At 67.3% G+C, this 25,806-nt stretch carries 36 protein-coding genes; 13 read left to right on the top strand and 23 right to left on the bottom strand.

Annotation, left to right across the window (positions count from 1 at the left end):
- The first annotated feature begins 1 nt into the window (after nt 1).
- Nucleotides 2–1,000, top strand: coding sequence for an ornithine cyclodeaminase family protein (locus ACZ522_RS13390; RefSeq protein WP_379699928.1), 999 nt, complete (start codon nt 2–4; stop codon nt 998–1,000).
- A 6-nt stretch (nt 1,001–1,006) separates the two neighbouring features.
- Here the strand turns inward: ACZ522_RS13390 and ACZ522_RS13385 are convergent, their stop codons facing one another.
- The 3 genes from ACZ522_RS13385 to leuS all read right to left on the bottom strand — a co-directional run bounded on the left by ACZ522_RS13385 (nt 1,007) and on the right by leuS (nt 4,574).
- Nucleotides 1,007–1,225 (bottom strand): DUF7535 family protein, encoded by a 219-nt coding sequence (locus ACZ522_RS13385; RefSeq protein WP_379698674.1) that lies wholly within the window; start codon nt 1,223–1,225, stop codon nt 1,007–1,009.
- Nucleotides 1,226–1,295: 70 nt separating this feature from the next.
- Nucleotides 1,296–1,430, bottom strand: a complete 135-nt coding sequence (locus tag ACZ522_RS13380) for a hypothetical protein (protein WP_379698676.1) — start codon at nt 1,428–1,430, stop codon at nt 1,296–1,298.
- Nucleotides 1,431–1,646: 216 nt separating this feature from the next.
- Entirely contained in the window at nt 1,647–4,574 is a 2,928-nt protein-coding gene (gene leuS / locus ACZ522_RS13375) for a leucine--tRNA ligase (protein ID WP_379698678.1), read from the bottom strand.
- Nucleotides 4,575–4,794: 220 nt separating this feature from the next.
- Between leuS and ACZ522_RS13370 the strand changes: the two genes are divergently transcribed.
- Both ACZ522_RS13370 and ACZ522_RS13365 read left to right on the top strand, forming a co-directional pair.
- Entirely contained in the window at nt 4,795–5,679 is an 885-nt protein-coding gene (locus tag ACZ522_RS13370; RefSeq protein ID WP_379698680.1) for a universal stress protein, read from the top strand.
- Nucleotides 5,676–6,881, top strand: a complete 1,206-nt coding sequence (locus tag ACZ522_RS13365; protein WP_379698682.1) for an inorganic phosphate transporter — start codon at nt 5,676–5,678, stop codon at nt 6,879–6,881. Before ACZ522_RS13370 ends, ACZ522_RS13365 begins: the two co-directional genes overlap by 4 nt.
- Nucleotides 6,882–6,910: 29 nt before the next feature.
- Here the strand turns inward: ACZ522_RS13365 and ACZ522_RS13360 are convergent, their stop codons facing one another.
- The 5 genes from ACZ522_RS13360 to hisH form a co-directional block, all read right to left on the bottom strand.
- On the bottom strand, nt 6,911–7,342 hold the full coding sequence (locus tag ACZ522_RS13360; protein ID WP_379698684.1) for a universal stress protein: 432 nt from the start codon (nt 7,340–7,342) through the stop codon (nt 6,911–6,913).
- Nucleotides 7,343–7,499: 157 nt separating this feature from the next.
- On the bottom strand, nt 7,500–7,943 hold the full coding sequence (hsp14, locus tag ACZ522_RS13355; RefSeq protein WP_379698686.1) for an archaeal heat shock protein Hsp14: 444 nt from the start codon (nt 7,941–7,943) through the stop codon (nt 7,500–7,502).
- Nucleotides 7,944–8,070: 127 nt separating this feature from the next.
- Entirely contained in the window at nt 8,071–8,487 is a 417-nt protein-coding gene (locus ACZ522_RS13350) for an Hsp20/alpha crystallin family protein (protein WP_379698688.1), read from the bottom strand.
- Between the two features lie 74 nt (nt 8,488–8,561).
- Nucleotides 8,562–9,368, bottom strand: coding sequence for a prephenate dehydratase (gene pheA, locus ACZ522_RS13345; RefSeq protein WP_379698690.1), 807 nt, complete (start codon nt 9,366–9,368; stop codon nt 8,562–8,564).
- Nucleotides 9,369–9,428: 60 nt separating this feature from the next.
- Complete coding sequence (hisH, locus tag ACZ522_RS13340; protein WP_379698691.1) at nt 9,429–10,148, bottom strand: imidazole glycerol phosphate synthase subunit HisH; 720 nt, start codon at nt 10,146–10,148, stop codon at nt 9,429–9,431.
- A 106-nt stretch (nt 10,149–10,254) separates the two neighbouring features.
- Here hisH and ACZ522_RS13335 point away from each other — a divergent pair, with 106 nt between their 5' ends.
- Nucleotides 10,255–10,971: a DUF6498-containing protein gene (locus ACZ522_RS13335; RefSeq protein WP_379698693.1), complete on the top strand. Its 717-nt coding sequence runs from the start codon at nt 10,255–10,257 to the stop codon at nt 10,969–10,971.
- Here ACZ522_RS13335 and ACZ522_RS13330 read toward each other — a convergent pair.
- From ACZ522_RS13330 to ACZ522_RS13320, 3 genes are read right to left on the bottom strand one after another with little or no spacing between them, the layout of a single operon-like run.
- Entirely contained in the window at nt 10,968–11,579 is a 612-nt protein-coding gene (locus tag ACZ522_RS13330; protein ID WP_379698695.1) for a uracil-DNA glycosylase, read from the bottom strand. The two genes, ACZ522_RS13335 and ACZ522_RS13330, sit on opposite strands and share 4 nt — an antisense overlap.
- A 25-nt stretch (nt 11,580–11,604) precedes the next feature.
- Entirely contained in the window at nt 11,605–12,237 is a 633-nt protein-coding gene (locus ACZ522_RS13325; RefSeq protein ID WP_379698697.1) for an endonuclease dU, read from the bottom strand.
- Between the two features lie 31 nt (nt 12,238–12,268).
- On the bottom strand, nt 12,269–12,445 hold the full coding sequence (locus tag ACZ522_RS13320) for a DUF5786 family protein (protein ID WP_092537981.1): 177 nt from the start codon (nt 12,443–12,445) through the stop codon (nt 12,269–12,271).
- Nucleotides 12,446–12,576: 131 nt separating this feature from the next.
- Here ACZ522_RS13320 and ACZ522_RS13315 point away from each other — a divergent pair, with 131 nt between their 5' ends.
- A complete protein-coding gene (locus tag ACZ522_RS13315; RefSeq protein WP_379698699.1) occupies nt 12,577–13,212 on the top strand; it encodes an MBL fold metallo-hydrolase in 636 nt (211 codons plus the stop codon).
- A gap of 75 nt (nt 13,213–13,287) precedes the next feature.
- Here ACZ522_RS13315 and ACZ522_RS13310 read toward each other — a convergent pair whose 3' ends face one another.
- Nucleotides 13,288–13,437: a 50S ribosomal protein L40e gene (locus ACZ522_RS13310; protein ID WP_379698701.1), complete on the bottom strand. Its 150-nt coding sequence runs from the start codon at nt 13,435–13,437 to the stop codon at nt 13,288–13,290.
- Between the two features lie 149 nt (nt 13,438–13,586).
- Nucleotides 13,587–13,856 carry a thioredoxin family protein gene (locus ACZ522_RS13305; RefSeq protein WP_379698703.1) on the bottom strand — a complete coding sequence of 90 codons (270 nt, stop codon included), beginning with the start codon at nt 13,854–13,856 and terminating at the stop codon, nt 13,587–13,589.
- Nucleotides 13,857–13,961: 105 nt separating this feature from the next.
- Here ACZ522_RS13305 and ACZ522_RS13300 point away from each other — a divergent pair, with 105 nt between their 5' ends.
- From ACZ522_RS13300 to ACZ522_RS13285, 4 genes are all read left to right on the top strand, one after another.
- Entirely contained in the window at nt 13,962–14,126 is a 165-nt protein-coding gene (locus tag ACZ522_RS13300) for a preprotein translocase subunit Sec61beta (RefSeq protein ID WP_379698705.1), read from the top strand.
- A 61-nt stretch (nt 14,127–14,187) separates the two neighbouring features.
- Nucleotides 14,188–14,799 carry a pyridoxal 5'-phosphate synthase glutaminase subunit PdxT gene (pdxT, locus tag ACZ522_RS13295; RefSeq protein ID WP_379698707.1) on the top strand — a complete coding sequence of 204 codons (612 nt, stop codon included), beginning with the start codon at nt 14,188–14,190 and terminating at the stop codon, nt 14,797–14,799.
- Between the two features lie 57 nt (nt 14,800–14,856).
- Nucleotides 14,857–15,159, top strand: a complete 303-nt coding sequence (hisE, locus tag ACZ522_RS13290) for a phosphoribosyl-ATP diphosphatase (protein ID WP_379698709.1) — start codon at nt 14,857–14,859, stop codon at nt 15,157–15,159.
- Nucleotides 15,160–15,225: 66 nt separating this feature from the next.
- Nucleotides 15,226–15,423: a hypothetical protein gene (locus ACZ522_RS13285; RefSeq protein ID WP_379698711.1), complete on the top strand. Its 198-nt coding sequence runs from the start codon at nt 15,226–15,228 to the stop codon at nt 15,421–15,423.
- Nucleotides 15,424–15,452: 29 nt separating this feature from the next.
- On the opposite strand, the gene npdG is transcribed toward ACZ522_RS13285, so the two are convergent.
- The 5 genes from npdG to ACZ522_RS13260 form a co-directional block, all read right to left on the bottom strand.
- A complete protein-coding gene (npdG, locus tag ACZ522_RS13280) occupies nt 15,453–16,121 on the bottom strand; it encodes an NADPH-dependent F420 reductase (protein WP_379698713.1) in 669 nt (222 codons plus the stop codon).
- 62 nt (nt 16,122–16,183) lie between these two features.
- Entirely contained in the window at nt 16,184–16,384 is a 201-nt protein-coding gene (locus ACZ522_RS13275) for a hypothetical protein (RefSeq protein ID WP_379698715.1), read from the bottom strand.
- Nucleotides 16,381–16,758, bottom strand: a complete 378-nt coding sequence (locus ACZ522_RS13270; RefSeq protein ID WP_379698717.1) for a hypothetical protein — start codon at nt 16,756–16,758, stop codon at nt 16,381–16,383. Before ACZ522_RS13270 ends, ACZ522_RS13275 begins: the two co-directional genes overlap by 4 nt.
- Before the next feature lie 30 nt (nt 16,759–16,788).
- Nucleotides 16,789–17,670 (bottom strand): TIGR01548 family HAD-type hydrolase, encoded by an 882-nt coding sequence (locus ACZ522_RS13265; RefSeq protein WP_379698719.1) that lies wholly within the window; start codon nt 17,668–17,670, stop codon nt 16,789–16,791.
- A gap of 25 nt (nt 17,671–17,695) precedes the next feature.
- Nucleotides 17,696–18,130, bottom strand: coding sequence for a UPF0146 family protein (locus tag ACZ522_RS13260; protein WP_379698721.1), 435 nt, complete (start codon nt 18,128–18,130; stop codon nt 17,696–17,698).
- 39 nt (nt 18,131–18,169) lie between these two features.
- Here ACZ522_RS13260 and ACZ522_RS13255 point away from each other — a divergent pair, with 39 nt between their 5' ends.
- From ACZ522_RS13255 to rtcA, 3 genes are all read left to right on the top strand, one after another.
- Entirely contained in the window at nt 18,170–18,691 is a 522-nt protein-coding gene (locus ACZ522_RS13255) for an archaemetzincin family Zn-dependent metalloprotease (protein ID WP_379698723.1), read from the top strand.
- A gap of 71 nt (nt 18,692–18,762) precedes the next feature.
- The gene (locus tag ACZ522_RS13250) at nt 18,763–19,209 is read left to right on the top strand and encodes a universal stress protein (protein ID WP_379698725.1); all 447 of its coding nucleotides are present in this window, start codon (nt 18,763–18,765) and stop codon (nt 19,207–19,209) included.
- Nucleotides 19,210–20,241, top strand: a complete 1,032-nt coding sequence (gene rtcA, locus ACZ522_RS13245; RefSeq protein WP_379698727.1) for an RNA 3'-terminal phosphate cyclase — start codon at nt 19,210–19,212, stop codon at nt 20,239–20,241.
- A 34-nt stretch (nt 20,242–20,275) separates the two neighbouring features.
- On the opposite strand, the gene ACZ522_RS13240 is transcribed toward rtcA, so the two are convergent.
- The 4 genes from ACZ522_RS13240 to ACZ522_RS13225 all read right to left on the bottom strand — a co-directional run bounded on the left by ACZ522_RS13240 (nt 20,276) and on the right by ACZ522_RS13225 (nt 23,294).
- Entirely contained in the window at nt 20,276–20,734 is a 459-nt protein-coding gene (locus tag ACZ522_RS13240) for a YbhB/YbcL family Raf kinase inhibitor-like protein (protein ID WP_379698729.1), read from the bottom strand.
- A 115-nt stretch (nt 20,735–20,849) separates the two neighbouring features.
- On the bottom strand, nt 20,850–21,056 hold the full coding sequence (locus ACZ522_RS13235; protein ID WP_379698731.1) for a hypothetical protein: 207 nt from the start codon (nt 21,054–21,056) through the stop codon (nt 20,850–20,852).
- A 92-nt stretch (nt 21,057–21,148) separates the two neighbouring features.
- On the bottom strand, nt 21,149–22,978 hold the full coding sequence (locus ACZ522_RS13230; protein WP_379698733.1) for a ribosome biogenesis/translation initiation ATPase RLI: 1,830 nt from the start codon (nt 22,976–22,978) through the stop codon (nt 21,149–21,151).
- 1 nt (nt 22,979) lies between these two features.
- Nucleotides 22,980–23,294 carry an EMC6-like membrane protein gene (locus tag ACZ522_RS13225; protein ID WP_379698735.1) on the bottom strand — a complete coding sequence of 105 codons (315 nt, stop codon included), beginning with the start codon at nt 23,292–23,294 and terminating at the stop codon, nt 22,980–22,982.
- A 161-nt stretch (nt 23,295–23,455) separates the two neighbouring features.
- Here ACZ522_RS13225 and ACZ522_RS13220 point away from each other — a divergent pair, with 161 nt between their 5' ends.
- Nucleotides 23,456–23,749, top strand: coding sequence for a MarR family transcriptional regulator (locus ACZ522_RS13220; RefSeq protein ID WP_092538018.1), 294 nt, complete (start codon nt 23,456–23,458; stop codon nt 23,747–23,749).
- A gap of 183 nt (nt 23,750–23,932) precedes the next feature.
- Here the strand turns inward: ACZ522_RS13220 and ACZ522_RS13215 are convergent, their stop codons facing one another.
- Nucleotides 23,933–25,795 (bottom strand): PINc/VapC family ATPase, encoded by a 1,863-nt coding sequence (locus ACZ522_RS13215; protein ID WP_379698737.1) that lies wholly within the window; start codon nt 25,793–25,795, stop codon nt 23,933–23,935.
- Between the last annotated feature and the right edge of the window lie 11 nt (nt 25,796–25,806).

Raw genomic sequence — 25,806 nt, 5'->3', positions numbered from 1 at the left:
CATCATGCAGACGCTACTCCTGAACAGCGAAGACGTCCACGAGAACGCGAATATGGCGGACCTCATCCCTGCCGTCGAGGAGGCGTTCGCCGCCTTCGAACGCGGCGACGCGCAGATGCCGCCGAAGTCCTACATCGACCTCCCGCAGTACAACGGCGACTTCCGGTCGATGCCCGCGTACATGGACGCCGGCGAGTGGGATGCCGCGGGCATCAAGTGGGTCAACGTCCACACCGACAACGACGAACACGACCTGCCCACCGTCATGGGGACGATGGTGTACTCCTCGCCGGAGACGGCCTTTCCCCTCGCCATCATGGACGGCACCGAACTGACGATGAAGCGGACGGGCGCGGCGGCAGCCGTCGCCACGGACCACCTCGCCGTCGAGGACGCCACCTCCATGGGCATCGTCGGCGCGGGCGTCCAGTCGTACACGCAGTTGGAGGCCATCTCGACGGTCCGAGACATCGAGGAAGTCGTCGTCTCGGACGTAGACGAGGAACGCGTCGCGGACTTCATCGACGCCTTCGAGGACCGCTTCGACGTGCGTGCGGGGTCCATCGAGGAGGCCGCCGGGTGCGACGTTCTCTCGACGGTGACGCCCGTCGAATCGCCCATCGTCCCGCGCGACGCCGTGGGCGACCGCACCCACATCAACGCGATGGGTGCCGACGCCGAGGGGAAACACGAACTCGCAGACGAGGTACTGCTGGACGCCAAACTCGTCATCGACGACCACGCGCAGACGACCCACTCGGGCGAAATCAACGTCCCGTACAACGAGGGCGTCCTCGACGACGACGACATCTACGGCGCGATAGGCGAGATCGTCGTCGGCGAGAAGGCGGGTCGCACCGGCGACGACGGCATCACCGTCTTCGACTCGACGGGACTGGCGATTCAGGACGTCGCCGCCGCCCACGTCGTCTACGAACACGCCGACGAGAACGACAACGGCTACCCGTTCGACCTCTTGGGTCTCGCAGGCGGGGACTGAGTCGAGTTACTCCTCCGCGCTCCCGCGTCCGGCGATGGCGTCGAAAACCTTCGTAACCAGCCAGACGGCGAGCAAGAGCGGTAAGAAGGGGATGAAGAGAACGACGACGAGGAGGAACATCGTCCACCCGAGCGAGTCCATCCCCCGGTCTTCGTGGGAACCGAAACCGGGCGTGACCGTTCTGTAGGCGCGTTTCAGCAGTCCGGACTGGTCTTCGTCGCTCATACTGGTCACTACGCGCGGTTGCATGAAAAAACCGGCCGGCGGCGGTCAACCCCCTTCGAGCATCACCGACTCAGAGTGAACGCCACCGCGCGGATTCTCGCGTCTCTCCGCACTCGGGACACTCGTACGTCCGCCTGTCCGCGCAGTCGGAACCGACTCTGTCGTCCGCCCGGTGCATCTCCACCTCGCAGTCGCGGCAGTGCATGCCCACGTTCTCTCCCCTGATACTGTAAGTCTAGGGATAATTTCGTCCTATCGGCACTGTTCGGAGCGTTAACGGCCGTTCTCAGAGACGAGGAACCGGAGGTATCACGGCTGATACCGCGAGGAGAGGCATCTCGGGAGACGAGCGTCGGGCGGGGCAGAGAACGGAAACGGAGAGCGAAGACGCGGATGGGAGACGGAGACGGGGAGACGCGGCTTACTCGACTTCGAGGTTTATCGCGGGGCGGAGCGGGATCGCCTGCTTCGTCTCGCCCGCGTCCTCGCCCTCGACTTCGACGACCACCTCGGCGTCGAACTCGTCGCCGAGGAACGCCGCGGCGCGTTCGTACGTCGCCGCCTCGTCTATCCGCGCGAGGGCGGCGAGCTGTTCCTCGTCGCGCCCGCGGGCGAACTCGACGAGTTCCTGCACGAGGTCGTTGACCTCGTTCCCGCGTTCGCGCAGGTCGGGGTCCTGCATGACCTCCCCCATGACGGCCCCTTGGTCGGTGCCGACGTCGGCGACGGTTTCGAGGACGTCGCGCTTCCAGTCGGCGGCGACGGTGATGCGAATCCGGTCGGGGTCGGCCTCTGGAATCGACTCGTCGGCGTTCTGAAGCGACCGCCGGATGCCCTGAACGTCCTCGACGAGGCGTTCGACCTGCCCCTCCTCGACTTCGACGGCGAGGCTCTCGAACTCCTCGTCCGGTTCCGGCCACGGCGCGTCCTCGGCGGGCGTCCCCGTGAGGCGTTCGTGGAGCTCGTTCGTCAGGAACGGGACGAACGGCGCGAGGAGTCGCAGGCGTGTCTCCAAGACGTGCGCCAGCGTCCACCGCGCCGCCGGGCGGTCCAAGTCGGTCCGCCGGCGGTACCAGCGCAGGTTCTCCTCGAAGTTGTAGAAGGCGGCCTGACTGGCGGTGCGCGTCTCCGACTGCTCCATCGCCTCGGTGACGGCGCGGACGGTGCCTTGGAGCTTCGACAGCAACCAGCGGTCCTCGCCGGCGAGTTCGGGTCGCTCCTCGGGAATCTCGCCCTCAATAATCTCGGCGGCGCGGTTCCAGAAGCGCTCCAACTGGTCGCGGACGGACTCGACCTGTTCGGCCCGCCAGTCGTAGTCCTGCCACGGTTCCGCGGAGTTGAGCAGGAAGAAGCGGACGGTGTCGGCCCCGTAGTTCTCGATGGCCTCGCCGGGGAGGACGACGTGGCCCTTCGAGGAGGACATCTTCTGGCCCTCCAACAGACCCATGCCCATGATGACGATGCCCTCCGGCCACTCGGCGGGGTCGAACAGTTCCGCGTGGTGGAACAGGTAGAAGGTGAGGTGGTTCGAGATGAGGTCGTTCGCGGAGAACCGGTAGTCGACGGGGTACCAGTAGTCCCACTCCTCGCGCAGGTCCAACGCCGTCTCGTCGGGTTCTCGCGGCTCATCGCCGCTCGAACGTTCCGAGGTGCCCGGCACCTCGCCGTCCTCGACCGCCTCCGGACCGTAGAACAGCGTATCGAAGAAGTCGCGGTCCATCTCCTCGACCGGAACGTCCCGCAGGCGGTGGGCGACGGTGTAGTACGCCATGTAGATGGTCGAATCCGAGAGGGGTTCGATGACGAAGTCGTCGTCCCACGGCAGGCGCGTCCCGAGGCCGTAGTTACGGATGCACGGCCACTCGTTCAACCAGTCGATGGTGTGGTCGTACTCGTCGCGGGTGTTCGCCGGGATGGCCTCCATCTCGGAGACGAGTTCGTGGGCCTTCCGCTTCCACGCCTCGTCGTTGTAGCGGAGGAACCACGTGTCCTGTTCGGCGACGACGACGTCGCCGCCGCACCGGCAGACGACGTCCTCGGAGAACTCCTGCATCGTCCCGAACGCGCCCGACTCGCGGTTGGCGTCGCGGAACTTCGTGCGGACGTCCTCGACGAGTTCGCCCGCGAACTCGCCGTACTCGTCGTTGAGACGGCCCGCGTGGAACTCCTTGTTGTAGAGGTCCTTCGTCGCCTTCTCCAAGGCGGGGTCCTCGGAGGACTCCACGCCCGCCTCCTCGACGGCGGATTCGGCGGGTATCTCGCCGTAGCCCTCGACGGAGAGGATGGGGACGGGTTCGATGGCCTCGACCTCCTCGGGGTCGATGCCGTACTCGCGCATCCGTTCGTCGTCGGCTTTCGCCTCCCGCAACGCCACGTAGTCGTCGGGGGAGTGCGCCGGCACGGACATGACGACGCCCGTCGCGTTCTCGGCGTCCACGAACGAGGCGGGCAGGACGAGCACCTCCTCGCCCGTGATGGGGTTCTCGACGCGTTCGCCGACGAGTTCCTCGCCGGTCAGGAGTCGGTTCATCGTCACGTCGTGACCCTGCAGGTCGAGTTTCTCGACGGCGGCGGCGGAGACGAACCACTCCTCGCCGTCCACGTCGGCGTAGGCGTACTCCGCGTCGGGGTCGATGTAGGCGTTCGTGACGCCGCGGACCGTCTCCGGGCGGAGCGTCGCCATCGGGACGACGGTGTCGCCGTGTGTGAAGCGCACGAGCGTGTACTCTTGGAACTCCGCCTCTTCGCCCTCCAACAGGTCGTGGGTCGTGACGGGTTGCTCCTCGTTCGTGCAGTACTTCACCGGGTGCAGGCCCTTCTCCAGGAGGCCGCGGTCCCTCAGCGTCTCGTACTGCCACGTGATGAACTTCGAGTAGCGCTCGTCGTTCGTGGTGAACTCGCGCCGCCAGTCGATGGACAACCCGAGGTCCTTCATCCCCTTCTTGTAGTGCTCCTCGATGAAGTGCCGGGCGTAGCCCATCGGCGTCTCTAACTCCTGAAGCGTCTCCTCGGAGACGTCGTAGGTGTCGCGGAGGACGGAGAGCTGCTTCTCCTCGCCCTTCTTCAGACGCTCCACCGCGCCGATGATGGGCGTCCCCGTGACGTGCCACGCGATGGGGAACAGCACGTTGTCCCCCTGCTGTCGTCGGTACCGCGCGTACACGTCGGGCACCGTGTACGTTCGCGCGTGCCCGATGTGCATCCCGCCGCTCGGGTAGGGGTACGGAACCGTGATGAACGTGGGGTCGTCGTCGCCGTCGTCGGCCTCCGAAGGGTCGGCCTCGTACCGCCCCGTCTCGGACCACCGCTCCCGCCATCGCTCTTCGAGTTCCTGCGGGTCGTATTCCATGTCTGTGTCGTCAGGGGTGCGGACCTAAAATATCTCCTATACCTGACTCGCGCGGCTGTCAAGTGGCGCTTCCGCCGCTGACTCTCCGCTCGAATGACGACTACGTTCGACGGAGCGTTCCTCGGAGTCGTAGATGCAGTCGCCGACGGGTCGGTTACCGTCTCTCGGAGCCTCGAACCGTGTGAACACTTTTGCTCGGCGGGGCCGAAAGTACGCGCCTATGGCCGACGACGGAACTGGCGGCCCGGTGCTGGTCGGACTGGACGACCCGGCGCACGTCCAGCAGTTAGTTCGTACCGCCGGTGACCTCGCGCGCCTCGGTGACGGCACGGTGCGTCTCGTGACCGTCGTGGTGAAGCCGCACGACTCGCCGTTCGGCCTGTTCGACGACGAGACCATCGTCCGCGAGTACGCCGGTGACAGCGGCGAACTCGTCGAACGGGCGGACGCTCCGGCGGACGTCACCGTCGAACGCGACGTGGTCGTCGCGCGGTCACCGACGCGCGGCCTCCTGAACGCAGTCGGGGAGAGCGACCCGTCCGCGCTCCTCGTCGGGTGGAGGGAGCGTTCGCGGCGGAGCGACGCCGTCCTCGGAACGACAGTCGACGCACTCGTCGAACGGGCGGAGTGCGACCTGTACGTCGAACGCGTCGGCCGCGAGGCCGACGGCGTCGACTCCGTCCTCCTCCCCGTCGCGGGCGGACCGCACGTCGATGCAGCGGCGGTGATCGCAGCGGCCATCGCCGTTCGGAACGACGCTCGGGTGGTCGTCTTCTCGGTGGCCGACGCGGAAACCGACGCGGCGGCGGCGACGGAGTTCGCCGAGGAGGGTCACAGGGCGCTCGTCACCGTCTCCGGCGTCGAACCGGCGGTCGAGACCGTCGTCCGCGAAGCCGCGACCCCGACGGACGCCATCGGCGAGGAGGCGGCGAACCACGACGTGGTCGTGTTGGGAGCGACCCGACGCGGCGTACTCCGGCGTCGCCTCGTCGGTTCGGTGGCGAGACGAATCGTCAGACGGACCGACGAGACGGTCATCCTCGCCAGAGACGGTGCGGTGGTCGGCGGCCCGATTCACCGCATCGGAGAACTGTTTCGACGATGACTGCCGCCGTCTTCTGGATTCTCGTCCTTTTAGCCACCGTCACCGGCTTCTTGACGGCGTGGGCGCTCGGAGCCAACAGCAACTCGCCGCCGTTCGCCCCCGCTATCGGCGCGAACGCCATCTCGACGATGCGCGCCGCGTTCCTCATCGGCCTCCTCGCCGCCTTGGGCGCACTCACGCAGGGAGGCAGTATCTCGGAGACGGTCGGTTCCGGACTGATAAACGGCGTCGCGTTCAGTTCGCTGGCCGCGACGGCGGGCCTGTTGACCGCCACGGCGTTCATGGCGTTCGGCGTCTACACCGGCTATCCGGTACCGGCGGCGTTCGCGACGACCGGCGCGATGGTGGGCGTGGGACTCGCTCTCGGCGGGACGCCGGCGTTCGACACGTACCGCAGAATCGCGACGTTCTGGGTACTCGTCCCGCCCGTCTCCGGCGGTTTGGCGTACCTCACCGCCACGCTACTCCGCCGCGACGACATCCCCGAGACGGTCGGCGTCCCGGTGTTGGCGGCTCTTGTCGGCGGTATCGTCGCCAACGTCCAACTGGGAATCATCCCCGCCCCGCCCGGCGAGGAGCAGGGCTCTCTCGCGAGGTTCCTCTCGGGGTTCGTCGACACGCCCGCCGTCGCCGGCGTCGAACTCGGCGTCGTCGTCGTGTCGGTACTCGCCGCGGCCGCGAGTTTCCAGTTCATCCGTCGCCGAACGCAGGCGTCAGTCGAAGGCGGCGTCAGAACGTTTCTCGTCGCACTCGGGAGCATCGTCGCGTTTTCGAGCGGCGGGAGCCAGGTCGGACTGGCGACCGGACCGCTCGAGAACCTCTACCGAGTCGAACTCGGCCTCCCCGGAATCGTGCTCTTGGCCATCGGCGCGACGGGCATCCTCGCGGGCGCGTGGATGGGCGCACCGCGACTGCTCCAAGCAACCTCTCGCGAGTACGCGCAACTCGGGATTCGTCGGTCCATCGCCGCCCTCGTCCCCGGCTTCGTCATCGCCCAACTCGCCATTGCGCTCGGTATCCCCATCTCGTTCAACAACATCATCATCTCTGGAGTCATCGGCGGCGGCCTCGCAGGAGGGTCCGCCGGCGTCTCCCGCCGGAAAATCGGGGTGACCCTCGCGTTCTGGATAATCACGCTCGTCACGTCGGTGGCGGTCGGGTTCGGAGTCTACAGGGCGCTCGCCGCGGTTCTCGGCGGGTAATCGCCCTCTGACGGCCCGAGCGAGGCGCACTACCGAACGACGGTCACCGTCACGGGGGCCTCGCCGACGACTACCGTCGCGACGGTTCCGAGGAGGCGGCGGGCGAGTGCGTTGCGCTCGCTCCCGTGGCCGCCCATGACCACGTGGTCCACGTCGTTCGCGTCGACGTAGTCGAGGATGGTCTCGGCGGGGTCCCCCGTCTCTACGGTCACGTCGACGCTCCGTCCCGCTTCCGCCGCCCGGTGCTTCGCGTGCGTGACCACCTCGTCCGCTCTCGCTCTCGCCTCGTCCCGTCGCTCTTCGCCGGGGTCGAGGATACCGCCTTCGCTCATCGACGCGTCGAGCGGCGTCACCACGTTCAACACCGCGACGGGACAGTCGAACGTTTCGAGCGCGTGGACCAAGGCGTCGTCCGAAAGCGGGGAGCCGTCCAGCGGGACCAACACGTTCGAGGGAGCCATACGGTCAGTTTCGAAGCGGAGAGGGAAGTACTCTGCCGAGGGGAGCGAACGCTCAGCGGACGGCGGGTGACTGAAAAACGAAAGAGTGGGACGAACGTGAGCTTACTACGTTGTCGGTTGGCGTGGTGGACGTTCCTACGTCGGCGGTCCGCGGTCCTCACTCGACGTCGATGCGGTGGGAGTCCTCGTCGTCGTCCGTCGTCACCTTCGGGAGGGTGACGGTGAGGACGCCGTTGTTGTACGAGGCGGACGCCTCGTCGGCGACGACGTCGTCGGGGAGGCGGGCGTCGCGTCGCACGGACTCGTGGCGGCGTTCGCGGCGGATGTACTCCTCGGAGTCGTGTTCCGCGCTGTCCTCGTGCGTCGCCTCGATGGTGAGGACGCGTTCGGTCACCGTGAGGTCGATCTCCTCCTTCTCGTACCCCGGCAGGTCGGCGACGACGACGAACTCCTCGCCCTCGTCGGCGATATCGACGTTGACGTCGGAGGCCATCCCGGCCACATTCGAGCGTTCGAACTGTCGGCTCATGTCGTCGAACTGCTTGGACATACGCTCGAACAGCGTCTCGAAATCGTCGAAGGGGGAAGAACGTGGCATCATATGTGAGTCACCGACTACTACTAACGTCGCGTGAGAGCATAAACGTAGTTGTAACTACGTGTGCAGTTCGCACGGTACGGCGCTCGAATCGCCCGATATTCCGGCTTTCGTTCGTTTCCGACGGGAGTCACTCGACTTCGATGCTCGTCCCCTCGTCTTCGGGCCTCGCCGACGCCTTCGGAAGCGTGACGGTGAGGACGCCGTTCTCGTACGTCGCCGTCGCCTCGTCGGCCACGACCGCTTCCGGGAGCGTGACGCTCCGGGAGACGGCCTCGCGCGTCCGTTCCTGCCGGAGGAAGCGCGCGTCGGCGGCGTCGTGGACGGACGTTCGCTCCGTCGAGACGGTGAGTCGCCGGTCCGACAGGGAGACGTCCACGTCCCCCTTCTCGTACCCCGGTAGGTCGGCGACGACGACGAACTCGCCGCCGCGGTCGGCCACGTCGATATCGACTTCGCGGCGGCCGGTGACGCCGCCCGCCTCGAACTGGCCGTCCAGCCGTTCGAGCAGCTTCTCTACGTCCTCGAAGGGGTTCGACTTCGCCATGAGTGGTTCGGAGTTCGGTCCGTCACTCCTTCAAGATTTTCGCGTCGACCCGACGGGTCGCGGGCGAACGAGCCTCAGTAGAGGACGTGCTGCATGTCGTAGGAACCGAGGCGCTTGACCCACCCGCGGGAGGCTATCTCTTCGACCTCCGCGAGGGCGTCCTCAGCCCTGTCCTCGTAGAGGCCGGCCTCGAAGTCGATGTGGAACAGGTAGTCGCCGAGGCGGTTTCCGCTGGGGCGGGACTCGATGCGCGAGAGGTTGATGTCGTGGTCGGCGAACGCCTCCAGCAGTTCCAAGAGGAGTCCCGGGTAGTTGGCGTTGGGGTAGACCACGATGGTGGATTTGCCGCCCGCCTCGGAGCGTTCGCTCGCGGGCGCGATGACGAAGAAGCGCGTCGCGTTCGAAGAGCGGTCTTGGATGTCCTCCGCGAGGACGTTGAGCGTCCCGCCGGCGTTGTCCGGGTGGCCGATTCCCGCGACGTTCGGGTCGTCGCGGGCGCGTTCGACGCCGCGGGCGGTGCTGGCGACGGCTTCGAGTTTCGCGTTCGGGTACTTCGATTCGAGGTACGACCGACACTGCGCGAGGGCCTGCGAGTGGGAGGCGACCACGGAGAACTCCTCGGTCTGCGCGAGGAGGGCGTGGCGAATCGGCGTGACTATCTCCTGGGTGACCGCCACGTCCGTCTCGGCGATGGCGTCCAACGTCTCCGTGACGCTCCCCTCGATGCTGTTCTCGATGGGGACGACGCCGCGGTCGTACGCGCCCTCCTCCACCGCGTCGATGATGGCGGAGACGGACTCGCGGAACTCCACGTCGTCGGCGACGGCTCGGGCGGCGCGGTGAGAGTACGTCCCCGCCGGACCCAGCGTGACTGCCTGCATGCGGCGACGTTCAGCCCCGAGTTTGAAAAGCCCGTCGTCGCGGGCGAACGTCCGGCCCGATTACTGCTCGGCGCAGAGTTCGACGAAGTTCCGGAGAATCGTCAGCCCCGTCTCGCCGCTCTTCTCGGGGTGGAACTGCGTGCCGAACACGTTGCCCTCCTCGTTGGCGACGATGGCCGGGAACTCCACGCCGTAGTCCGTCGTGGCGACGACGGCGTTCTCGTCGTCCGGCACCGCGTAGTACGAGTGGACGAAGTAGGCGTACTCTCCGTCGACGGACCCGCTCGCGGGTTCGTCTGCTCGTTGCGTCTTCGACGCAACGCTGTCGACGCCCTCCACGAGGGGGTGATCGCGTTCGACGTTCAGTTCGTTCCAGCCCATGTGGGGCACCTTCTGACCCTGCGAGAAGCGGACGTTCCGGCCGGGGACGAAGTCGAGGCCGGTCACCTCGCCTTCGCCCTCGTAATCGGCCTCCTCGCTCGACGTGAGGAGCATCTGCATCCCGAGGCAGATGCCGAAGACGGGTTGGCCGCGTTCGGCCGCCGCCGCGAGGGGTTCGCGGAACGGCCCGGCGTTCTCCATCCCCTCGCTGAATGCGCCGACGCCCGGCAGGACGATTCCGTCGGCGTCGGCGAACTCGTCGGGGTCGTCGGTTATCGTCACGTCCGCGCCCGCGCGTTCCAGGCCGCGCTGTGCGCTCCGCAGGTTCCCCAGTCCGTAATCGACCATGACCACCGAGGCGAGCGACTGCTCGGCCGCGGCGGAGTTCGGCGCGCTCATACCGAACACTCCGCGCAGGGCGGCAAAGTGACTTTCCCTCCGGGCGACCTCGGCGGGGAGGCGCGACGGCCCGTCGGTTCTTCCCGCCCGCCGCCGTACGCGAACCGTGAGCCGTCTCGACCCGTCGTCGCCGGTCGCCCTCGCGGCGCTACTGGTCGCCAACCTCGCCCCCCTCGTCGGCGTCCTCGCGTTCGGCTGGAACGTCTTCGACGTACTCGCCGTCTACTGGCTGGAGAGCGGCGTCGTCGGGGTCCTGAACGTCCCGAAGATTCTGCTCGCCCGCGGAACGCCGGACGAGAGCGTCTCCTTTTCGGTCAACGGCGCGCCCGTCGACTTCTCGAACCGGGCCGACAGGTCGCTGTTCGGAGTCGACGTTCCCGCGGTGAACGTCTTCACGGCCGGGTTCTTCTGCGTGCACTACGGCATCTTCTGGGTCGTCCACGGCGTCTTCGTCCTCTTCGGACTGCCCGCGTTCGCCGGCGCGTTCGGGAGCATCGACGTCCTCGGCGTCCTCGTCGCCGGGGCGACGATGGTGGTGAGCCACGGCGGGTCGTTCGTCGTCAACTACCTCGGGCACGGGGAGTACCGCGGCGTCTCGCCCGACGGGCAGATGATGGCCCCGTACCGCCGGGTGTTCGTTCTCCACCTCACCGTCGTCCTCGGGGCGTTCCTCGTCGTCTCACTCGGCGGACCCGTAGTACTCGTCCTCCTCCTGGTGGTCCTGAAGACGGCGTTCGACGTCGCCGCGCACCTCCGCGAACACGGCCGCGCGCGCCGCCGACTGAAAACGGAGGGGCCGGCGCGGGGCGGCGAGACGGATTAGAAGTCGCCGAGGTTCGCCTGCCCGCCCTCGCCGTCCGTGAGATCGGCGAGTTCGGCGGCCTTCGCGATGGTACTCGTGAACGTGTCCTCCTGACTCCGGTCGTACAGCGTCGCGGCCGGGTGGACGCAGACGAGGACGCGTTGCGGCCGGTCGCCGATGCGCGCGTCCACCACGTCGCCCGCCTCCTTCGTGACGGCGACGGAGCGGTCGAGGACGTGTTCGGAGGGAACCTTCCCGAGCGTCACGAGGAGTTCGGGGTCCACGAGTTCGAGTTCTCGCTCTAACCACGCGGCGCAGTTCTCCAGTTCCTTCACCTTCGGGTCGCGGTTCTCCGGCGGGTGACACCGCACGCAGTTCGTGATGCGGACGTCCGGGCGCGCGAGTCCCACGTCGCGGAGGGCGTCGTCGAGAACGCTCCCGGAGCGTCCGACGAACGGTTCGCCCTGTTCGTCCTCGTTCGCGCCCGGTGCCTCCCCGAGGAACACCAAGTCGGCGTCGTCGGGGCCCGCGCCGTTGACGATTTGGGTCCGTCCCTCGACGAGGTCGGGACACCGCGTGCACTCGGTGACGCAGAGGCCGTCCATCTCGCCGTCGGATACGTCGTCCATGCCTCGTGTAGCGGCCCGGTCCGACTTACTCGTGATGGTCGCCCGGCGACCCGGGGTCGCCGCCTCCGCCGCACTCCCGTTCGCGCCACGAACGCGCCGCCCGCGCGGCCGTCCGAGCGACGCGGACGGGTTCCGGTCGCCCGCCCTCGGGCGTGAACGCACGGACGACGTCGGCCGCCTCCGCCGCGTCGACGCCGACGGCGCGGACGAACACCGTCTCCCCGTTCACCTCGACGGGTCGCCGCGGCGGAAGCGACCGGTAGACCGCGAGGCGTTCGTCGAGTTCGTCGCCGGAGAACTGTTCGCGCAGGGCCGACTGGAGGCCCTCGCTCTCCTCGTAGGAGACCGAGAGTGCGGGTCGGTCCGTCGCCTCCGCGAGGCGGCGAAGGTCGATGACGTTGAACCACGCGGGGGCGACGCCCGAGACGAGCACGTACCGGACGTCCTCGCGTCCGAGCGTCGAGAAAAGCGTTCCGACGGCGTTCGTCGCGTCCGTCCCGCCGACCGTACACGACCCGTAGACGACCCCGTCTACGACGCGGTTCGCACGGACGAGTGCGCCGCAGAGCGTGCTTCGGCGCGACGGCTCTCCGTCGGTGCCGCGGTACGACTCGGCGACGCCGAGCGCCCTCGTTCCCGACTTCGGCGGCGGCGTCACGGCGCCTCGCGCCGCGTACCGCGCACTCGGCTCACTGCTCTTTTATCTCTTTCAAGCGGTCGAGAAGTTCGTCGTTGGACGCGCCGATTTCGTACTCGACCTCGCCCTCGTGGTCGGCCGTGGAGGTTGCGACACTTTCGTCGTCGTCGAGGTCGGTGTCGTACTCCTGATTATCTTGCTCGGATTCGTCGTAACTGCCGAATCCCATACGTTCGCAGGTACGCGATTGAGCGTGAAAAATGATTTGCAGGTCGCCCTCGGCGGCGTCGAGGCCGGGCGAGGCGGCGAGGGCGTCCGGTCGCGCCGGGCTTTTTCACAGACGACGACGTACCCCGCCGCATGGAAGTCGTCACAGTCACCGAGGGCGCAGAGCAGTTCACCTGTAACGCGTACCTCGTCCTCGGCGAGCGAACGGTCCTCGTGGACGTCGGGACGATGTCGGGCGTCGAAGACGTCGTCGCGGAACGCACCGACGAACTCGACGCCGTGGTTCTGACGCACCAACACTCGGACCACGTCGGCGAACTCGACGCCGTCCTCGACAGGTTCGACGCCGATCTGTACGCTTACGGGGAACATCCCCGGAGGGACGGAACGCTCGAAGACGGCGACGAGGTGGTCGCGGGCGACGAGACGTTCGAGGTGGTGTACACGCCGGGTCACGCCGCGGACCACGTCTCGTTGGTGAGCGACGACACCCTGTTCAGCGGCGACGTGGTCGTCTACAACGACGGCGCGTACGACGACGGGAGCTTCGGGCGGACGGACATGGCCGGCCAGTCGCGCGAACGACTCGTCAAGAGCCTCGAAACGCTCCTCGAACGCATGCCCGAGACGGTGTCGGCGATGTACGCGGGCCACGGCGACGTCTACCGCGCGGACCCGGAGGGCGAGGAGGACTCCGTCCGCGAGGTGGTGGAGCGAGCGCTCTCGCGCGCCGAACAGCGTCAGCCGAAGTACCCCGAGTCGGAGTGACCGACCGCGGAGACGCGGCTGAGCGCCGTACTCGCCGGTCGGAGGAGAAGCGGAGTCGAGAAGCGGTCCGTCGGATTACGCCGCGCGGCGTTCCTTGGACTTCGGGCGGAGGTTCTTGTAGCCGCACTTCCGGCAACTGTCCGCGCGGGGCGGGTTGCGCGCGTTGCAGCGCATGCAGATGAGCTTCTCCAGCGTTCGCTTTTCCGCGGCGTCGAAACTAGCCATACGGCTGTGTTTTGGACCGCTCCGTATAACGCTTGCGAGAGCGGTGCGCTCCCGCCTCCCGGTCGCGGTCGGGCGAACGCGGTCGCTGAAGCGGTGAGGGAGGAGACGCGAAAACGAGCGATCGACGGTCGCGGGCGTGCGAGAGGCGTTCAGGCGCCGGCTTCTTCGAGGGCCGCTTCGATGTCCTCGCGCTGGGTGACGCCGACGAACCGGTCGACGATGCCGTCGTCGTTCTCGACGATGAGCGTCGGGAGCGAGCGCACCTGGTACTCGTTCGCGGTGTCCTGCTTCTCGTCGACGTCCACCTTCTCCAGTTCGATCCGGTCGCCCCAGTCGTCCCGTATCTCCTCGAGAATCGGGTCCTGCGTCTTACACGGGCCGCACCAGTCGGCGTAGAAATCGAGCATTCGAACGGTCATCGTGTTCCTGCGGTGGTTGCCCGGCCCCGCGCATAAGGGTTTCTCACCCCCACGTCTCGGACCCGAGCCGAAACGTTTACGCGAGGGAGGGACAGATGCCCGGACATGAGCAGCGGACAGAACAGCGGCGGCCTGATGTCTAGTGCGGGACTCGTTCGATACTTCGACGCGGAGGACCGCAACGCGATTCGCCTCGACCCCAAGACAATCGTGGCGTTCGGACTCCTCTTCGGCGTCGCCGTCCTCGTGCTGAACGCCGTCGCCATCTGAGGCGCGGGCCGAACCACCGCCGAACGGACGCTTTTTGTCTCTCGGAGTGCGACCTTCGGGTATGTTACGAGCCGGCGTCGTCGCCGTCCAAGGCGACGTATCGGAGCACGCAGACGCCATCCGCCGGGCGGCCGACGCCCACGGCGAGGACGTCGAAGTCGTCGAGATACGACAGTCCGGCCGCGTCCCCGACTGCGACGTGTTGCTGATGCCGGGCGGGGAATCGACCGCCATCTCTCGGCTGTTGGCGCGCGAGGGCATCGACGAGGAGATAGTCGAGCACGTCGAGCGCGGAAAGCCCGTGTTGGCGACCTGCGCGGGCCTCATCGTCGCCTCCCGGGACGCACAGGACGACCGGGTGGACGCCCTGTCGCTGGTGGACGTGAGCGTGAACCGCAACGCGTTCGGCCGGCAGGTGGACAGCTTCGAGGCCCCCTTGGAGGTGACGGGACTGGACGAACCGTTCCCCGCCGTGTTCATCCGCGCGCCCGCCATCGACGACGTGGGTGAAGGCGTCGAAGTCCTCGCGGAGTGGGACGGCAGACCGGTCGCGATACGCGACGGACCGGTCGTCGGCACCTCCTTCCACCCCGAACTGACGACGGACAGCCGACTCCACGACATGGTGTTCTTCGAGGGCGACGTGGAAGTCGGGGCGAGAGCCTCCGACTGACCCCGCCGTTCGAGTCGGAACCGGGCGTGTTTTGCCCGCGTCGGCCGACGCGCCGGTATGGACGACGACACGCCGACCGAGGAGGTACTGGACGAACTCTTCTCGACCATCGAGTCCCGCAAGGCGAAGCTGCCCGAAGACTCCTACACGACGACGCTCTTCACCCACGAGAAGGGCGAGAACTACGCGTTAGAGAAGTTGGGCGAGGAGGCGACGGAGACGATTCTCGCCGCGAAGGACGACGACAGGGAGGAACTGCTGTACGAGAGCGCCGATCTAGTCTACCACCTGTTAGTCGTGCTGGCGGCGCACGACGCGTCGCTCGACGACCTGCGCGAGGAGTTGAAGAGTCGGTTCTGAGGCGAATCGGCGGATAGCGACGGTCGCGTGCCGTATCCTTATGAGGACCACCGCAGTCTCCGCAGTATGACGGATACTCAGTCCGGCGCGGGCGTCGGTCGAGCGACCGCCGTCGCTCAGCTCTGCTTCGGTCTCGCCTTGGTCGGGTACGGCGCGGCGCAGTGGACGAACCTCGTCACCGCCACTCTCCCCGCGGTCGTCTCTCTCGCGGGAGGCGCAGTTCTCTTGATATTGGGCGTCACGCTGCTGTATCGGCGTTCGTGAGTGCGGCGGACGCGTTAACCCACCCGCGCCTACTGGAAGCGCACGCCCAAGTCGTGCATCCCGTCGTTGTTCTGCGCGACGTTGACGAGGAGGGGCGTGACGGACTCGACTTCTGCGGCGTTGCCGACGCCGCCGGCGTCCAACGCGCGGAGGCCGTCTATCTCTTCGGCGAGGCGCATCACCGTCTCCTTCGCGTCCGGGTCGTCGGAGACGACGAGGGTGTCGATGCCGAGTTCGGCGTCCACGTTCGCCAGACGGCCCGCCGCGAGGTTGTGGAACGCGCCGACGACGCCCACGTCGTCGGGCGCGGCGTCGGCGACGAGTCGGGTGACGCTGCCCGCACTCGGCGGGTGGTAGTGGAAACCGTCGTCGCCGCGCTTCATCCCCGCCGCGGGCGTGACCAGAACGTCGCCGTCTTCGAGTCCGTCGGCGACGGCCTCGACGGTGTCGGCGACGTGGTACGGCGGCACCGCGAGGACGACTACCTTCGCCCGTTCGGCGGCCATCTCGTTGACGAAGCCGTTGACCTTCCGGTCGCGCCCCCGACTCGACAGTTCCGTCTCGTACTCGTCGGCCTTCTCGCGCGCCTTCTCGGGGTCCCGAGAGCCGACGAGCACCTCGTGGTCCGTGTGGTAGGCCCACCGCAGGGCGAGTCCCTCGCCGATGTCGCCGGTCCCACCGAGGAGTGCGATTCGCATGCCTTCGGGTGCGGACGGAACCGGGTAAAACGTTGCGTGACCGGGAGCGTCTGCCGGTGTCTTCAGTCCGTCTCCGGGACGACTTCGGGGCCGTACGTCACGAGGAAGGCGACGATTGGCGCGACCAGGAGCGTCCCGAACAGGAGGTACGTCCGGGGGGTGGTCCCCTCGGGGAAGAGCGACCACGCGAGGAGTCCCACGGCGTCCACGGCGAGCATCACCGTCAGGAACCGCACGAGGTGCGAGAGCGTGTCCCGCTTCACAGCGCTTCACCTCTGCTCCGTCGAACCGGATTCCACTGCTGAGCCCGACTGAAGGCGGCGTATCCTCCGCCGATGGAGACGAAACTGTTCACGAACCCGCCGACGCCGACGGCGTTCAACAGCATGCGAAGGGAGACGGTCACGGCGATGAGCGTTACCAACTCGACGGTCCGGTCGCCGACCCGCGCATCGTCCAACTCGGCCCACGTGAAGAACCAGTACGAGAGCGGGACGGCGACGACGGCGGCGAGAAGCACGCCTCCGACCCAGAGCGCGCCGGTCGGGTCGGGGACCAACAAACCGGCCGCGAGCACCGCGAGGAACCCGCCGAGGAGGAGCGACCAGCAGACCCGTTCGATTCGAAGCGCGTCCATGCCGGACGTGGGCCGGGATCGGTGGTAAAGTTACTCCTCGGACGGGGAGAGCAGGTCGGGCAGGTCGTTCACGGAGTCAACGACGGCCGCCGCGCCGGCCGCCTCGTACTTCTTCCTCCCCTCCTCGCCGGTGAGGCCGCCCGTGAGGACGCCGACGCCGCGGTACGTCCGCGAGTCGTCCGCCTCGGCGGCGTTGACGGCGGTGCGCACGTCGTCCAACGTGTCGCCGACGAAGACGACGCTGTCGGCGTCCAACCGTTCCGCGAGGGTGGTGAGAGCGTGGGGGTGGGGTTTGCCCTCCTCCCAGTCGTCCATGGTGAAGCGGTGGTCGGCGGGGACGGCGAATCCCGACCGGGCGAGGGCGATGTCCGCCTCCGCGGCGGGGCGACCCGTCAGGACGCCCGTCCGGTAGCGCGAGGTGAGGTGGTCCAGCGTCTCGTGTTCGACGATGACCGGTTCGTCGTTGATGTACCCGGTCGTCTCGAACGGGGGGTCGCCCCCTTCGAGTTCCCGAAAGAGGTCGGCACCGAGGTAGAGCGCTTGGAACGTCTCGCGGAGGGCGTCGGTGTCCCACGCCTCCGAGACGGCGGCGTACTCGTCCCCGGGGAGGTGTTCCTCGACAACCGCCTCGGCGGCGGAGAGGCCGCCGCCGCGTTCGGCGATGCGGTCGGTGAAGGCGGAGAGAGACAGCGAGAACGACTCCCGGTCGTCGGCGAGAACGTAGAGGGCGGCGGCGTACGTCAGTTCCCAGTCGTTGTTGAACCCGCCGGCGTCCTTGAACAACTGAATCTCCTCCCGGTCGATAGTCCGTCCGTGGAGGCGTTCGACGCTCTCGACGACGGCCCGACGGTAGGAGTCGGCGACGTCCACGAGAACGCCGTCCACGTCGAGGACGACTGCGTCTGCGTGCATACCGGGAGGCGGTACCCCGGTGGCCTTAGCGTTGTGATTCCGCACCGGGTTCGCGGTGCCCCGCGGGGACGACGTACAGCGTCTCCCTGCCGACCGATTCCGTCTCCGCGGGGACCGACGGCGCGTCGTAGCCGAGGGTGGTGAAGAGGAAGTCCGCACCGACGGCCCGCGCCACGTCGCGCGCCGGGCGGTGGAGTTCCGGCGGGAGGTTCAGCGCGTAGACGGCGTCGGCGCGGTACGCCGGCCCCGGGTCGTCGCGTTCGCTCGCGGCCACCACGTCGTCCTCGACGAACTCGACGCCGGGCGGCGCGTCGAACTCGCGGACGTCCGTCGCCGTCACGTCCTTACCGGCGGCGGCGAGTGCGGCGGCCACGTCGGGTGCCCGCCCGATGCCGATTTCGACCAAACTGTCGTATCGGGCGAGGCGCGCGGCGAGGGCGTCTCGAAGTGCGGTTTCCACGGCGGGATGTTTATGCCCCCTCTCTCCTTAACAACTTCCATGCTTGTCGATATCGTGCCTATCGGGGAACTTCCCGCGCAAGTGAAGCGGGAGGCGTCTGCTGCGTTGCGGGGCGTCTACGACTGCGACGTGACGCTTCACAACGAGCAGGCGATTCCCGAAGGTGCGTTCGACCGCAGTCGGAAGCAGTACCGTGCAGAGCAGTTCATCGAACTGGCGAGTCGCGTGGGCAGCGGCGACAAGAACATCGGGATAACCTCGCAGGACCTCTACTACCGGCGGCGGAACTACGTCTTCGGCCTCGCCTACCTGAACGGAAACGGGTCGGTTATCTCCACGTATCGTCTCCAGACGTCGTCTGACGGCGGTATCACCACCAAACCCGCGAACGAGGTGTTCGCAGACCGGGTTCGCAAGGAAGTCGTCCACGAGATCGGGCACACCCTCGGCCTCGAACACTGCGACAACAACAAGTGCGTCATGTCGTTCTCGCCGACGGTGCGCGAGGTGGACGTCAAAGAGGAGAACCTCTGCGGTACCTGCAGTCGGTTGGTCCACTGACGGCGACCCCTCTTTTCCGCCGCGGCACATAAACGCTCACGAGACGTAGTTCCGAGCGGAAGTGACCACCGATGCAGTACCTCGTCGCGGTTGACGGTTCCGAATCGAGCATTGAAGCCCTCGAACACGCCATCGGCGTCGCGTCGCTACTCGACGCGGGGTTGACCCTCGTCTACTCCGTCGAGCCTCGAATCCTCGTCGAGGAGGGCGGAACCGCGCCGTCGTTCTCCGAGGCGAGCGAGCGACTGTACACCGAGGATATCTCCGAGGCGGAGGCGCGGGGCGAACGGGTCCTCGAAGACGCCGTCGAACGGGCGCGCGAGGCGAGCGTCGAGGCGGACTCGGAACTCCTGTACGGCGATCCGGTCGACACGATATCCGAGTACGCCGACGAGGAGGAGGTAGACGGCGTGTTCGTCGGTCACCGCGGCCTCTCGAAGCGCGCGCAGGGCTTCGTCGGGAGCGTCGCCACCGGACTCGTCGAACGCGCGAACGTCCCGGTGACCGTCGTCCGGTAGATGCTCGAACTCGACGGGAGCGACGGCGGCGGCCAACTCCTGCGGACGGCTCTCTCGCTTTCGGCCGTCACCGGCAGGCCGTTCCGCATGGAGAACGTACGGGCGGAGCGTCCGACACCGGGCCTGAAGACCCAGCACGTCGCGGCGGTTCGCGCCGTGGCGGACGCGACGCACGCGACCGTCGCGGGCGACGAACGCGGGTCCGAGACGCTCGCGTTCGCGCCCGACGGCTTCCGCGGCGGCGACGTGTTCGCCGAGGTGGAGACGGCGGGAAGCGCGGCGCTGGTCTGCGACGCGGTGCTCCCCATCGCCGCCGCACTCGACGAGACGCTCTCTCTCACCGTCACCGGCGGGACGGACGTCGAGTGGTCGCCCTCGGCGGACTACCTCCGACGGGCGAAACTCCCGCTTCTCCGCGATTTCGGACTCAACGCCGACGCCGAGGTGCGGCGGCGCGGCTTCTACCCCGCCGGCGGCGGCAGACTCGCCTTCGAGATCCGGCCCTCGAACCTCGCCCGCCTCCGTCTCCGCTCTCGGGGGACGCTACGACGCGTACTGGTGAACGCCGTCGCCACCGAGTCACTGTCGGACGCTGACGTTGCGGAACGACTCCGAGACGCCGCGGTCGAACGTCTGACCGCCGCGTCGGGGCCGAACCTCGCGGCGGGGACGGTCGAATCGACCGCCGAGTACGTCTCGGCGTCGTCGCCGGGCGCAATCGTGACGCTCGTCGCCGACTGCGAAGGGGGCCGCGCGGGGTTCGTCGGCCTGGGAAGACGAGGGGTGCCCGCCGAGAGCGTCGCCGCCGACGCGGTGGACGCCTTCGCCTCGTGGCGAGAGAGCGACGCGCCGGTGGACGCCCGCATGGGCGACCAACTGGCCGTCTGGGCGGCACTCGCGGGCGGGGAGGTGCGCGTCCCCGCCGTCACCGACCATCTGCGGACGAACGTCGAGGTGATTCGGGCGTTCGACTACGACGTGGCGGTGGAACCGGACGGCGACGGTGCCGTCCTCCTGAGTCCCGACCTGTAGGGTCCGCCGGACGCCGGTTAGACGCGCGCCTCGTTCACGGTTCGTACGTCCCTTCGAGGCGGGCCTCCTCAACGACGTGCCCCTCTATCGCGTCCCGCAGTTCGTCCTTCGACGCGCCGGGTTCCAAGTCGAGTTCCGTGTCGAGGGCGTAGACGACGAACCGGTAGGTGTGGGGGCGGTCCGGCGGGTTCGGCCCGCCGTACTCCCGTTCGCCGTAGTCGTTCTCGCCGGTCCGCGCGTCGGCGTCCTCCGGGGTCCAGTCGTCCGGCAGCGAACAGGTATCGGAATCGACCGAGATGTTCCAGACGACCCAGTGGTCCCACACCTTCCCGGCGGGTTCCTCCGCGTCCGGGTCGTCCACGAAGAGGGCGAGGGACTCGGCGTCGTCCGGGATATCCTCGACTATCAGCGGCGGGTTCGTGTTCTCTTCTTCGTAGCCGTGCCGTCGAGGGATTTCGCCACCGTCCGAGAACGCCGGACTGATGAGACGCATGAGAACATCGTTTGGAACCGGGGTACGTGTGAATTGTGGCCGAACGTCGCTCGTCGGCGGAAGAATCAGGTCCGCGGTCGGGCCGCGGCGGGCGAACGGCGCTCTCGGCGACGCGTCACTTCCGTCCGAGTATCTTGATGAGAGCCTGCGCGATCAACCCGCCGACGGTGGACTTCGTGGAGATGAGGGCGGCGCCGGCGTACATGAGCGCGCGTTTCGGCTTCTTCTGGAAGAGCGCGATACCCGCCCGCGCGACGAGCATGCCGACGTTCGCGTTTTTGAACGTGCTACCCGACAGGAACGAACTGTTGTTAGTACTCATGGGATTAGTTTCAGGCCTCCTGCGGCAATAACGCTTGAGGCCGCACCCGCAGGGACGAAAAGAGAGGGTCGGGACGGACGCGAAAAAGCCGACTACGGGGCGTAGTAGTACTCGCCTTCGCGCTTCTGTTTGCTGTCGAGTTGGGAGCCGGGCTTGTTGATGCGCGGACGCTGGGTCCGTTCGTCGCGGCGGAACGTGATGTCCAAGTCCGCGAGGAAGTCGTTCATCCCGGCGCGCATCTCCTGCGGTTCGGCGGCGTGGCCGTGTTGGGCGGGTTCGCCGTCGAACACCATCAGGCGGTCCGCCAGCAGGTCGATCATGTAGATGTCGTGGTCGATGACCATCACCGTCGCGTCGTGGTTCTCCGCGTACCGGCGGATGGCCGTGGTGGCCTGCACGCGTTGTTCGACGTCGAGGTGCGCCGAGGGTTCGTCCATCACGTACAGGTCGGCGTCCTCGGAGAGACACGCCGCGATGGCGACGCGTTGACGTTCGCCGCCCGACAGGTCGTCCAAGTTGCGCTCCATGATGCGTTCGAGTTGGAGCGGGTTCGCGACTTCGGTCTTCCAGTAGGAGGTGCCGAAGTCGTCGGTGATAGACGAGAGGAACGCGTCCACGCGCATCGGCTGGTCGATTTCGATGTACTGCGGCTTGTAGGCGATGTCGAGGTGGTAGTCGAGTTCGCCCTCGTCGGGGTCCAGAGAGCCCGCGAACATCTTCGCCAGCGTCGATTTCCCGATACCGTTCGGGCCGACGATGCCCAGCACCTCCGACTGGTAGATGGTGCCGCCCTCGACGTCGAGGGAGAACTCGCCGTCGCCGTAGGACTTCGAGAGCGCCGGGTAGTCGATGAGCGCCTTGCCCTTCGACGTCTCCCGGGGCGCGTGTTCGTGGAACGTTATCTCGTTCGGTCGGATGCGCATGTTCTCGTTCGAGAGGTACCCCTTCAGGTACTCGTTGATGCCGTTGCGCACCGACTTGGGGTCGGTGATGACGCCGTACGCGCCGGGTTCACCGTAGGCGACGTGGAGCGTGTCGGCCAGGAGGTCCAGAATCGCCAAGTCGTGTTCGACGACCAGAACCGCCCTGTCTTCGTCCTCCGCCAACTCTTGGATGAGTCGCGCGGCGGTCACTCGCTGACCGATGTCGAGGTACGGCGAGATCTCGTCGAGGAAGTAGAAGTCCCTGTCGCGGGCGAGGGTGGCCGCGAGGGCGACGCGCTGGAGTTCGCCGCCCGAGAGCGTATCGAGCGGTTGGTCCATCACCGGGGCGATGCCGAGGCGTTCGACGTAGTCGTCGAGTGCGCCGCGTTCGTCCGTCGAATCGAGCAGGTCGCGGGTGACGCCGTCGAACTGCTTCGGAATCTGGTCGACGTACTGCGGTTTGCGTGCGATGGTGACCTTCTCGCCGCGGACGCGTTCGACGTAGTTCTGTAACTCCGTCCCGCGGAAGCGGTCCAAGACCGCCTCCCACGACGCCTCCTCGCCGTAGTCGCCGAGGTTGGGTATCATCTCGCCGGCGAGGGCCCGCACGGCCGTCGTCTTCCCGATGCCGTTCGGGCCGAGGATGCCCGTCACGGACCCCGACTCTGGAATCGGGAGGCCGTAGAGGGCGAAGGCGTTCTCGCCGTAGCGGTGGACGGGGTCGTCCTGCAGTTCGGAGGGGAGGTTGATTATCTCGATGGCGTCGAACGGACACTTCTCGACGCAGATACCGCACGTCTCGCCGAGGCACACCTCCTCGGAGATGCGGATCTGGTCCGGGCCGCCGTCGTACGGTTCGTCCTCCTCGTAGTAGTCCCCCCGGGTGACGATGCACTCTTTGCCCGTCCGGTTCGGCGGGCAGAAGTTGGCGCACTCGTAGCTGCAGCGGTCGGGTTGGCACCTGTCGAGGTCGACGACCGCGATGCTGTCGTCCGCCATATTAGAGTTGGACGCCCGCGGTGAGCAGGATGGTAAACGAGATGAACCACAGCGTGAACGTCATGAACGCGACGTAGAGGTAGTCCTTCGCGCCGAAGTCCTCGACGTCCACGCCGACGAGTCGGAGAAGGGGGAACTGGGCGAGGACGGCCGCGCCGAGGAGAGCCAGCGAGAGCTGGTTCGTCGCGGCGTCCACCGTCGTCCCGACCACCGCCCCCGACGCCAACGCGGCGGCGACGCCCGCGAGGCAGGCGAGTGTGGTGACCGTGACCCCTCGGACGTGTCCCGAGAGACCGGTCTGGGTTTCCGTGGCCATGTGTATCCGTCCGGTACCCTCCGTCAAAAGGCGTTCGTTCCCCGTGCGGCGGACGAGCGTCCACCGGGCGGGGACAGAACTTCACGTTAGGAACCGGTTAGCCGTTTCCGCCGTCGCAACTCACGAAGGTTTATGCCGTTCGCCCGTTTCGATTCGTAACGATGGCTGAGGCAGAACAGGAGAGTCTCGACGACCTCCCCCCGAGTGCGAAGTTGGTTTTCAAGGTACTCGAATACAACGGCCCGCTGACCCAGAAGGGCATCGTCCAGGAGTCGATGCTCTCGGCTCGGACGGTCCGATACGCACTCGAACGTCTCGAGGGCATCGGCGTCGTAGACGAGGACGTCTACTTCGCCGACGCGCGGCAGAATCTCTATCAGTTGACCGACGCCGCCCCGAAGGCGCATCCGGCGGACGGCGACGGCGACGAAGCGGAAGCCTGCTGCGCAGAGTAACTTCGGACGCTCCCACGGCACGGGTGGGGCGCATCGACGACAGACCACCCCGGCGACCGGGCCGGGACACCGCGTCTCTTCCTCTCGACGGTCGCGTCAGCGACCCGCAGGGCCGCACGGTGGTTCCACCGCGCGAGCGTCGCGGACGGCCCGAACGGTTCGGACGGCGCGTCGGCCGGCGCGTTACGCCGGGTGGACCGTAATCCGCTGTTTGCGGTCTATCGCCTGTTCGAGTTCCTCCGCGATGGCGCTCCCGCGGGAGACTTGGATGTCGCCGCCGCGGCCGACCGTCGCGGTGAACAGGTACTCGCCGTCGGCGCGGACTTCGACCGTCTCGCCGACGTGTTCGTCCATGCGGACGACGATGTGCCGGGAGGTGACCTCCGGTTGGACAACCGTTCCGCCGTCGCCGCCCGCCCCGCCGCCGGACCCGCCCGCGGACCCGCCGCCGCGGTTGGGGTTCTCGTCGTGCGTGCGGACGTCGATGTCGATGCCGAGGCGGTCCTCGACGTCGGAGATGCGGCCGCCGCCCTTGCCGATGACGTACGAGATGTCGTCTTGGTCGACGTACACTATCGCCTTGTTCTGCCCCTTCAGTTCCACGTCCACGTGGCCGCGCGCGATGGAGCGAATCTCCCGCTCTATCTCCTGTCGCGCGAGGCGGCCGACGCCGGTCTCGGAGTCGCCCTGTCCGTCCTCGCCGGTGAGGGGGACGGTGACGACCTGCCGGTTGAACGTGTAGATTTCGTACTCGGGCTTGCCCGTCTCGAAGTCCGCGACCTGAATCACGGGGCGCGCGAGATCCTCGGCGGTGAGGCCCTCGGGCACCTTCACCTGCGTCGTCACGTCGTAGACGGTGTGGACTTCGCCGGCCTCGATGTAGACGACGGTGTCGACCACCTGCGGGATCATGCCGAGTTCGACGCGGCCGACGAGGCGTTGGAGGGCGTCGATGGCGCGCGTCGCGTGGACGACGCCGACCATGCCGACGCCCGCCAGGCGCATGTCGGAGAACACCTCGAAGTCGTTGGACTTCCGAACCTCGTCGTAGATGGTGTAGTCCGGGCGGACCAAGAGGAGGGAGTCCGCCGTCTTCTCCATCTGGCCGTCGAGCGCCGTGTACTGCGTAATCTCGGGGCCGACCTGCAGGTCGCGCGGTTTCTCCATCGTCTTGACCGCGTAGTCGTTCTCGTTGAGGAACTCGGCGACGGCCTGCGCGAACGTGGACTTCCCCGCGCCGGGCGCGCCGGAGATGAGGACGCCGCGCTGGCGTTCGCTCAGGCGCTCTTTCAGTTCCTCGGAGAACTCGTACTCTTCGAGCGACGTCTTCGCGATGGGGCGAACCGCCGTTATCTCGATTCCGTCCGCGAACGGTTGGCGGGCGACGGCGATGCGGTAGTCGCGGAACTGGACGATGCTCATCCCGGGTTCCGACAGTTCGAGGAAGCCCTCGGAACTGGTGCGGGCCGTGTCCTCGATGTCGTCGGCCCACTCCTTCATCGTCTCCTCGTCGGTCACCTCGTCGCGGATGGTCTCGTAGTGCATGTCGCCGAGAGAGCCCCGCTTGGCCTTCGGCCTCGTGCCCGTCTTGAGGTGGACGGACATCGTCTCGTCGTCGAAGAACTCCTCGATGATGAGTTCGCCGGACCCGCGGACGCGCGGTTCGACGTACTCGACGGCGATGCCCTTCGCCTTGGCGACCTCCGACTGGACCACGTCGCTCGTCAGGAGCGTCGCGCCCTGTTCCTCGGCGACCTGGCGGATGACGGCGTCGATGTCGCCCTCGTGCGCGCCGGTCGCCTCGCTCGGCTTCGTCCGCCGCCCGACGTACTCGACCGTCACCGACCCCTCGTCGTCGAGGGCGGTGAGACGCTGGAGCTCCGAGAGTCCCTCCCACCCCGTGTCGCGGCCGTCGTTGGCCTGCGATTCGAGTTCGCCGACGACAGCCTCGGGGATACAGATCGTCAGATCGGACTCCTCGGCCGACTCGATTCGCTCGGACACGCGACCGTCGATGACCGCGCTCGTGTCCGGCACTATCTTCATGCGTGGCGTTT

The organism is Halopelagius fulvigenes (genome assembly GCF_055398025.1).
The sequence above is the reverse complement of the archived record's forward strand: the minus strand, read 5'-3'. Positions and strand labels throughout refer to the sequence as shown.